At 59.9% G+C, this 7,203-nt stretch carries 7 protein-coding genes; 2 read left to right on the top strand and 5 right to left on the bottom strand.

The window, feature by feature from the left end; genetic code table 11:
- On the top strand, positions 1-1,285 hold a 1,285-nt coding region (locus ACQKP4_RS27805; RefSeq protein ID WP_427637228.1), incomplete at its 5' end, for an efflux RND transporter permease subunit.
- 78 nt (positions 1,286-1,363) lie between these two features.
- On the opposite strand, the gene ACQKP4_RS27810 is transcribed toward ACQKP4_RS27805, so the two are convergent.
- The 5 genes from ACQKP4_RS27810 to colR form a co-directional block, all read right to left on the bottom strand.
- Positions 1,364-1,591 (bottom strand): hypothetical protein, encoded by a 228-nt coding sequence (locus ACQKP4_RS27810; protein ID WP_427637230.1) that lies wholly within the window; start codon positions 1,589-1,591, stop codon positions 1,364-1,366.
- Between the two features lie 2 nt (positions 1,592-1,593).
- Positions 1,594-2,307: a lipopolysaccharide kinase InaA family protein gene (locus tag ACQKP4_RS27815; protein WP_427637232.1), complete on the bottom strand. Its 714-nt coding sequence runs from the start codon at positions 2,305-2,307 to the stop codon at positions 1,594-1,596.
- Positions 2,308-2,311: 4 nt separating this feature from the next.
- Positions 2,312-2,980, bottom strand: coding sequence for a class I SAM-dependent methyltransferase (locus tag ACQKP4_RS27820; protein WP_427637234.1), 669 nt, complete (start codon positions 2,978-2,980; stop codon positions 2,312-2,314).
- A gap of 170 nt (positions 2,981-3,150) precedes the next feature.
- The gene (locus ACQKP4_RS27825) at positions 3,151-4,425 is read right to left on the bottom strand and encodes a sensor histidine kinase (protein ID WP_427637236.1); all 1,275 of its coding nucleotides are present in this window, start codon (positions 4,423-4,425) and stop codon (positions 3,151-3,153) included.
- Positions 4,415-5,098, bottom strand: a complete 684-nt coding sequence (colR, locus tag ACQKP4_RS27830; protein ID WP_427637238.1) for a two-component system response regulator ColR — start codon at positions 5,096-5,098, stop codon at positions 4,415-4,417. Before colR ends, ACQKP4_RS27825 begins: the two co-directional genes overlap by 11 nt.
- Positions 5,099-5,302: 204 nt before the next feature.
- Here colR and ACQKP4_RS27835 point away from each other — a divergent pair.
- The coding region (locus tag ACQKP4_RS27835) for an LTA synthase family protein (protein WP_427637239.1) at positions 5,303-7,203 on the top strand (1,901 nt) is incomplete at its 3' end.

The raw sequence follows: 7,203 nt of genomic DNA on the forward strand, positions 1-7,203 counted from the left end.
CAAAGAGTTTCCCGAGTATTACTCCTCGTTCCAGATCAATGGATTCAACGGCGTGCAGTCGGGGATCGGCGGCTTCCTGCTCAAGCCGTGGAACGAGCGCAGCCGCACGCAGATGCAGATCCTGCCGCAGGTGCAGGGCAAACTGGCGAGCATTCCCGGCTTGCAGGTGTTTGGTTTCAACCTGCCCTCCTTGCCCGGCACTGGCGAAGGCTTGCCGTTCCAGTTCGTGATCAACACCGCCAACGATTACCCCTCGCTGCTGCAAGTGATGGACCGGGTGAAAAAACGCGCGATGGAGTCCGGCAAGTTTGCTTTCGTCGACGTCGACCTGGCCTTCGACAAGCCCGAAGTGGTGGTCGATATCGATCGGGAGAAGGCCGCACAGATGGGCGTGTCGATGCAGGACCTGGGCGGCACCCTGGCAACGTTGTTGGGTGAGGCGGAGATCAACCGCTTCACCATTGAAGGTCGCAGCTACAAAGTCATCGCACAGGTCGAGCGGCCGTTTCGCGACAACCCCGACTGGCTGAACAACTATTACGTGAAGAACACCCAAGGCGTGTTGCTGCCGCTGTCAACGCTGATCACCGTGACCGACCGCGCGCGACCGCGGCAGTTGAACCAGTTCCAGCAGCTCAACTCGGCCATTCTTTCCGGCGTGCCGCTGGTGAGCATGGGGGAAGCCATCGACACTGTGCGCCAGATCACCCTGGAAGAAGCGCCGGCGGGCTATGCCATCGATTACGCCGGTGCGTCGCGGCAATACGTGCAGGAAGGCAGCGCATTGTGGGTGACCTTCGCTCTGGCGCTGGCGATCATTTTCCTGGTGCTGGCGGCCCAGTTCGAAAGCTTCCGCGACCCGCTGGTGATTCTGGTGACGGTGCCGCTGTCGATCTGCGGCGCGTTGATTCCGCTGTTCCTCGGCTGGTCGAGCATGAACATCTACACCCAGGTCGGGCTAGTGACGCTGATTGGTTTGATCAGCAAGCACGGCATTCTGATCGTCGAGTTCGCCAACCAGTTGCGCAAGGAAAAGGGCCTGACGCCTCGGGAGGCGGTCGAGGAAGCCGCGGCCATCCGCTTGCGCCCGGTGCTGATGACCACGGCGGCGATGGTGTTTGGCATGCTGCCGCTGATTATCGCCACGGGCGCGGGCGCGGTGAGCCGGTTTGATATCGGCATGGTGATCGCTACGGGCATGTCGATCGGTACGTTGTTTACGTTGTTCGTATTGCCGTGCATTTACACGCTGCTGGCCAAACCCGACGCTAAAGAACACCCATAAAACTCCCACAGTGGGTAAAACCCTCGCAATAAAAAAGGCCTCGCATCTGCGAGGCCTTTTATTTTGGCTTCAGTCTGGTCAACTTTGCGGCCTCATTCCCTGAGCGAGTCCGAACATGAGCAACAGCAAATCATGATCGGGTTGGGCCGCCACGTTGGCTTTGGCCGCTCGCGGCAACGGGCAGTGAGCATCACTGCTCACCGAGCTGAGGAACTGCGTGCTTGGCTGCTCCCAGGCCGCCAGCGCCAATGAAGCAACTGCCAAGGCTCCAACGAAAAACAAACCTCGTGCAATTTCGAGTTTCATCGCTATAAACCTTTGATAGCGCTGCCAAACGCCTTCTCGTAAAGGTAGACCAGATTTTTCCAGTCGGTGTCGCTGAACGACGAGTGGCGGCGCAGCTGTTTCATGTCATGGGCGGCGGCGCGCTGAGCCGTCAGGCGTTGCCGGCACTTCTCCAGATCGATAAGGGCGATCTCGGCTGTGGCCGATTCACCTTCACCAGTGACCCGCACGAATACGTGCTTGATGTAGATGCAACTGTGCTGCCAACGACCCTTGTGCATGCGGGCGAGGTTTTCGGCGAGGTCCTTCAACACACGCTCGTGCACCGCCTCACCATGGCGCTCGCGGCCACCGCCGGCGTACCAGTGTTCGATTTCCTCGAAACCGTCCAGCGATTTGGTCACCAGCAGTGCGCGCCATTTGTGCACGGGATCGCGTTGTGCACCGCAGAAAACGATTTCCGGAACCCGCACACCCAGCGCGCGCAGACCGATGAGTGCATCTTGCTCGCGCAACACGGTCGGACGGCCGAACGGATGCAGCCAGCTGCGGTAGATATGCCCGGTCTGACGCTTGGCGTAGAGCAATTGCCCATCGCTGCCCCGTACCCGCTGCACGCCACTCTCACCGCCGCGACGGACGTTGGGCTCTTCTACCCATTCACCGCGCTGGTTCCAGTAATAGTCGAAACGGTCCTGGGGAGCGACTTCCGCTTCTGCTGCAAAATGCACTGCCATCCTGTTACCTCTTGCGTAATACGTAAACCCGCCACATCGCATAGAGCGGAATAAAGTCCAGTTGTTCCTGAATGCGGAACCCCGCTTGCTCGAATTCTTTTTCCACCGTAGCTGCCGGTAACACAAATCGGTTTTGGTAACCTTCCTGCCCACGCCGCTGCTCCGAGCGCTTGCGCTTCCAGGCCTTGAAATTACCGTCCACCCACAACGAAATGATCACGCTGTCACGGGTGACACGTTCGAACTCACGCAAAATGGCCAGTCGATGCTCCGCTTCACCGATGTGGTGGAGCAAACGCATGCAGAAGATGCTGTCGACGGCGTTATCAGGCAAGGCAATGTCGAATGCAGAAGTGTGCAAGGGTTGTACCCGTTTCACCACGTCAGCCGGTTGCGACTGGGTGGCGATCTTCAGCATCGACTCGGAGTTGTCGGCTCCGATGATGGCACGGTTGGCTTTTTCCGCCAGCAAGGGCCAGAAACGCCCTGCACCACTCGGCAGGTCGAGGACCAGCCCCGGTTCGCCGACCAGCGCCAGCGCCTTCCGCGCCATCTGCTCGTCACGCCAGTGGGACAGTCGACGGCCGATGCCATCCTGATGTTTGCGCAAGTAACGTTGAGCGTGTTGGTCGTCGTACTTTTCCGAGAAGTCTAATTTGATCGGGGCAGTCATCGTTAAGGTCTCCTGAACTACTGATGACGACTACCTTAGGTAGATTTGTGTCAGCGTCAGGTCATGCCTTTGTGAAAATATTGTCGTGTAAAACCCCGAAGTATTTCAGGGTTTTACAGGGAAATAAGATGGCGCGGGGCCACCTTTTTTTTTTCAATACGCCGATCAGATCACTTTTGGCGCAGTTCCACCTGGAAACGACAGCCATTGGGCTCCATGTTCGTCAGGCTGACGGTCCAGCCCTGGTTTTCACAGATCCTTTGCACCAGCGACAGTCCCAGACCCAGCCCCTCACCGCGTTTTTCAGTGCCGCGCACGAACGGTTCGAACATCGCCTCGCGTTTTTCCTCGGGAATGCCCACGCCGCTGTCTTCGACCGTGAAGCCGGTGGCCGTCAGCGTCAGGCGAATAAACCCGCGCTCGGTGTAATGCAGCGCGTTACGCAACAGGTTGCCCATGACCGCGTGCAGCAGCGTGGCGTTGTAGCAGGTGCTCAGCGGATGGCCGGGCTCGAAGTTCAGCGTCAGGCCCTTGGCCTCAATGGGTTCGCGCCACTGATTGAGCAACCCGTCGGCCACCTGGCTCAACGATTGCTGCGGCGCCATGCTGGCGTCTTCGCGCTGAGCGCGGGCCAGCATCAGGAAGGTTTGCACCAGCTCGCGCATCTCTTCACAAGCACGAGCAATGCGCTCGACCTGCGCCCGACCGCGCTGGTCGATGCCGGGATTTTCCAGCAACAGCTCACAGGAACTGGCCAGCACCATCAACGGTGTGCGCAGTTCGTGGCTGACGTCGCTGGTGAACAGCCGCTCACGGCTCAACGCCTGACGCAAACGCCCGAGAGTGGCGTCGAAGGCTACAGCCAGTTCGCCCACCTCGTCGGCGGCATAGTCCGGCGCCAGCGGTGGCGCGAGGCCAAGCAACTGATCGCGATGGCGCACCTGACGGGCCAGTCGCACCACCGGCGCCATCACTTTGCGCGCCAGCACCCAACCGAGGAACACCGCCAGCGCCAGGCTGAGGACGAAGCCCACCAGCACCACGGCGAACAGCACTCGTTCACGTTCTTCAAAATCGCTTTGATCCTGCAACAGCACGTAATGCCGACCGTCGACGATTTCGACCATGGCGTGATAGGACAGCTGTTCACGAAACACTTCGTGGAAACCCGGTTCCAGATGGCGCAGGTCCTTGGGCAACTCGAAATCACCCGGCCCGCCGCTGAAATAGAACAACTGATCCGGTTCGGGGCGGTGGCTCCAGTCAGAGACGCTGTCCATCAGCAATAGCCGTTGCAAGTCGCCGCCGAGGCCCGCCGAAATCAGTTTTTCTTCGACCAGGTGCACGGTCGCCACAATGCCCATGGCGAAGGCCCCGGCCACCAGCGCGCTCATCAACGCAAAGGCGATGATGATCCGTTGAGCAAGGCTCTGCTTAAACTCCATCACGGCCCTCGGCCAAGCGATAACCCACACCGTGCACGGTTTGCAGCAACGGTTTGGCGAACGGTTTGTCGATCACCTGACGCAGTTGATGGACGTGGCTGCGCAGGCTGTCGCTGTCCGGGCAGTCATCGCCCCACAGGGCTTCTTCGAGAATTTCCCGGCGCAGCACGTGCGGGCTTTTTTGCATCAGCACGGCCAGCAGTTTCAGCCCCACCGGGTTGAGTTTCAGCAGGCGGCCTTCGCGGGTCACTTCCAGGGTGTCGAGGTCGTAACTCAGATCGGCGACCTGCAAGGTGCGACGACCACCGCCCTGGGCGCGTCGCATGACCGCCTCGATACGCGCGGCCAGTTCGGACAGGGCGAACGGTTTGATCAGGTAATCGTCGGCGCCGGACTTGAAGCCTTGCAGCCGGTCGTCCAGTTGATCGCGGGCGGTGAGCATGATTACCGGCGTGTCGCGGCGGGCGTCTTCGCGCAGGCGTTTGCACAGGGTGTAGCCGTCGATGCCGGGCAGCATGATGTCGAGCACGATCAAGTCGTAATGCTCGGTGGCGGCCAGGTGCAGGCCCGACAAACCGTCCTGCGCGCAATCCACGGTGTAGCCCTTGAGGCCCAGATAATCGGCAAGATTGGCCAGGATATCGCGGTTGTCTTCAACCAATAAAATTCGCATGGGCACCTCCTCCGTACACAGTAACGGCCGTCTTGGCCCGCGCAGCTTAAGGCCAAGCGTGGCCCACGGCTAGGGTTGCGAGTCGTGGAATCGAATCGCTCAACCAAATGGCGCCGTTTACAAGTTTTTCACTATCGGTTCACAACCTGACTACAGTGGGCGGGCGAGACTCTCGCGCAATTGGTCTTAAGGAATGTATACACAATGGATGTTCTGAAAACGGCGCCAATGCGCTTTCTCCTGCTGGTGACCGGCCTTTGGCTGGCGATCTTCCTGCTGACTCGAACGGTTCTCCTGCTCACTCACCTGGACGAGGCGGGTAACGGCTCTCTGTCGGTTTTCGGCGTCGGCATGCTGTACGACTTGGGTTTTGTTGCCTACGCAGCCTTGCCGATGGGCCTGTACTTGCTGCTGTGCCCGCCAGCCTTGTGGCGCCGCCCTGGTCATCGCTGGTTTCTTCAGGGGCTGCTGACAGTCAGTCTGTTCGCGATGTTGTTCGTGGCGGTGGCCGAGTGGCTGTTCTGGGACGAGTTTGGTGTGCGCTTCAACTTCATCGCCGTCGATTACCTGGTGTACTCCGACGAAGTGTTGAACAACCTGCTTGAGTCTTATCCGATCTTTACCCTGTTGAGCTTGCTCGCGCTGCTGGCTGTCGCCTTGAGTTTCGCCTTGCGCAAACCGTTCAACGCCGCGCTGAATGCGCCGTTGCCACCATTGCGCAGTCGCCTGTTGAACGCCGTGGGCCTGTTGGTCGTTGCCGGGGTGAGCCTGCAGTTGCTCAGCCAGGACGCGCCCCGCGCGCAGGGCGGCAACGCCTATCAGAACGAACTGGCGAGCAACGGCCCGTATCAGTTCTTTGCCGCGTTCCGCAACAATGAACTGGACTACCCGCAGTTCTACAGCAGCCTGCCGCCGGCGGTCGTTGCGCAGCAGATTCGTGCCGAACTGAGCGAACCCAACGCCCGCTTCATCGGCGAAGACCCGCAGGACATTCGCCGCATGATCGACAACCCGGGCGCGCTGCGAAAACCCAACATCGTGCTGGTGACCATCGAAAGCTTCAGCGCCAAGTACATGGGCAGCAACGGTGACACCCGCAACCTCACCCCCAACCTCGATACCTTGCGCAAACAGAGCCTGTACTTCAACAACTTCTACGCCACCGGTACCCGCACCGATCGCGGCCTGGAAGCGATCACGCTGGCGATCCCGCCAACGCCAGGGCGTTCGATCGTCAAGCGCGTGGGGCGTGAAAGCGGTTTTGCCAGCCTCGGCCAGCAACTGGGCGCCGTGGGTTACGACAGCGTATTTGTGTACGGCGGTCGCGGTTACTTCGACAACATGAACGCGTTCTTCAGCGGTAACGGTTACCGCGTGGTCGACCAGAGCAGCGTCGCTGAGTCCGAGATCCACTTCAAGAATGCCTGGGGCATGGCCGACGAAGACCTTTACACCCAGACCCTGAAGCTGGCCGACGCCGACTACGCCAGGCAACAGCCGTTTTTGCTGCAACTGATGACCACGTCCAACCATCGGCCTTACACCTACCCGGACAACCGGATCGATATCAAGTCCGGCAACGGCCGTGACGGCGCGGTGAAGTACACCGACCACGCCATCGGTCAGTTCCTCGATCAAGCCCGGCAAAAGCCGTGGTTTGATAACACGATCTTCGTCTTCGTCGCCGACCACACCGCCGGCAGCGCGGGCAAGGAGGACTTGCCGATCAGCAACTATCAGATTCCGCTGTTCATTTACGCGCCGAAATTGATCGAGGCGCGGGAAACGACGCAACTGGCCAGCCAGATTGATTTGGCGCCGACGCTGCTAGGCCTGCTGAACCTGGATTATCAGTCGACGTTCTTCGGCCGCAACCTGTTGCAGGACAATCCGCTGCCGCCCCGCGTGGTGGTTGGCAATTATCAGCATCTGGGCTTGTTCGATGGCACCGATCTGGCGATCCTGAGCCCGCGCCAAGGCCTGCGCCGCCACGATGAAGCGTTGACCGACAGTCGCGAGTCGCTTGCCACCGACAGCGATCCACTGATCACCCGCGCCATCACCTATTACCAAACCGCCAGTTATGGCTTCAAGCAACAGCTGCT

This window comes from Pseudomonas sp. NPDC086278, assembly GCF_050280905.1.
In the GTDB taxonomy this organism is placed as follows: domain Bacteria; phylum Pseudomonadota; class Gammaproteobacteria; order Pseudomonadales; family Pseudomonadaceae; genus Aquipseudomonas.

What these genes read in the sequence shown, in the direction of transcription:
- ACQKP4_RS27825 (WP_427637236.1), bottom strand. Translation starts at nt 4,425, where the DNA reads ATGGAGTTTAAGCAGAGCCTTGCTCAACGGATCATCATCGCCTTTGCG.
- ACQKP4_RS27815 (WP_427637232.1), bottom strand. Translation starts at nt 2,307, where the DNA reads ATGGCAGTGCATTTTGCAGCAGAAGCGGAAGTCGCTCCCCAGGACCGT.
- ACQKP4_RS27810 (WP_427637230.1), bottom strand. Translation starts at nt 1,591, where the DNA reads ATGAAACTCGAAATTGCACGAGGTTTGTTTTTCGTTGGAGCCTTGGCA.
- colR (WP_427637238.1), bottom strand. Translation starts at nt 5,098, where the DNA reads ATGCGAATTTTATTGGTTGAAGACAACCGCGATATCCTGGCCAATCTT.
- ACQKP4_RS27820 (WP_427637234.1), bottom strand. Translation starts at nt 2,980, where the DNA reads ATGACTGCCCCGATCAAATTAGACTTCTCGGAAAAGTACGACGACCAA.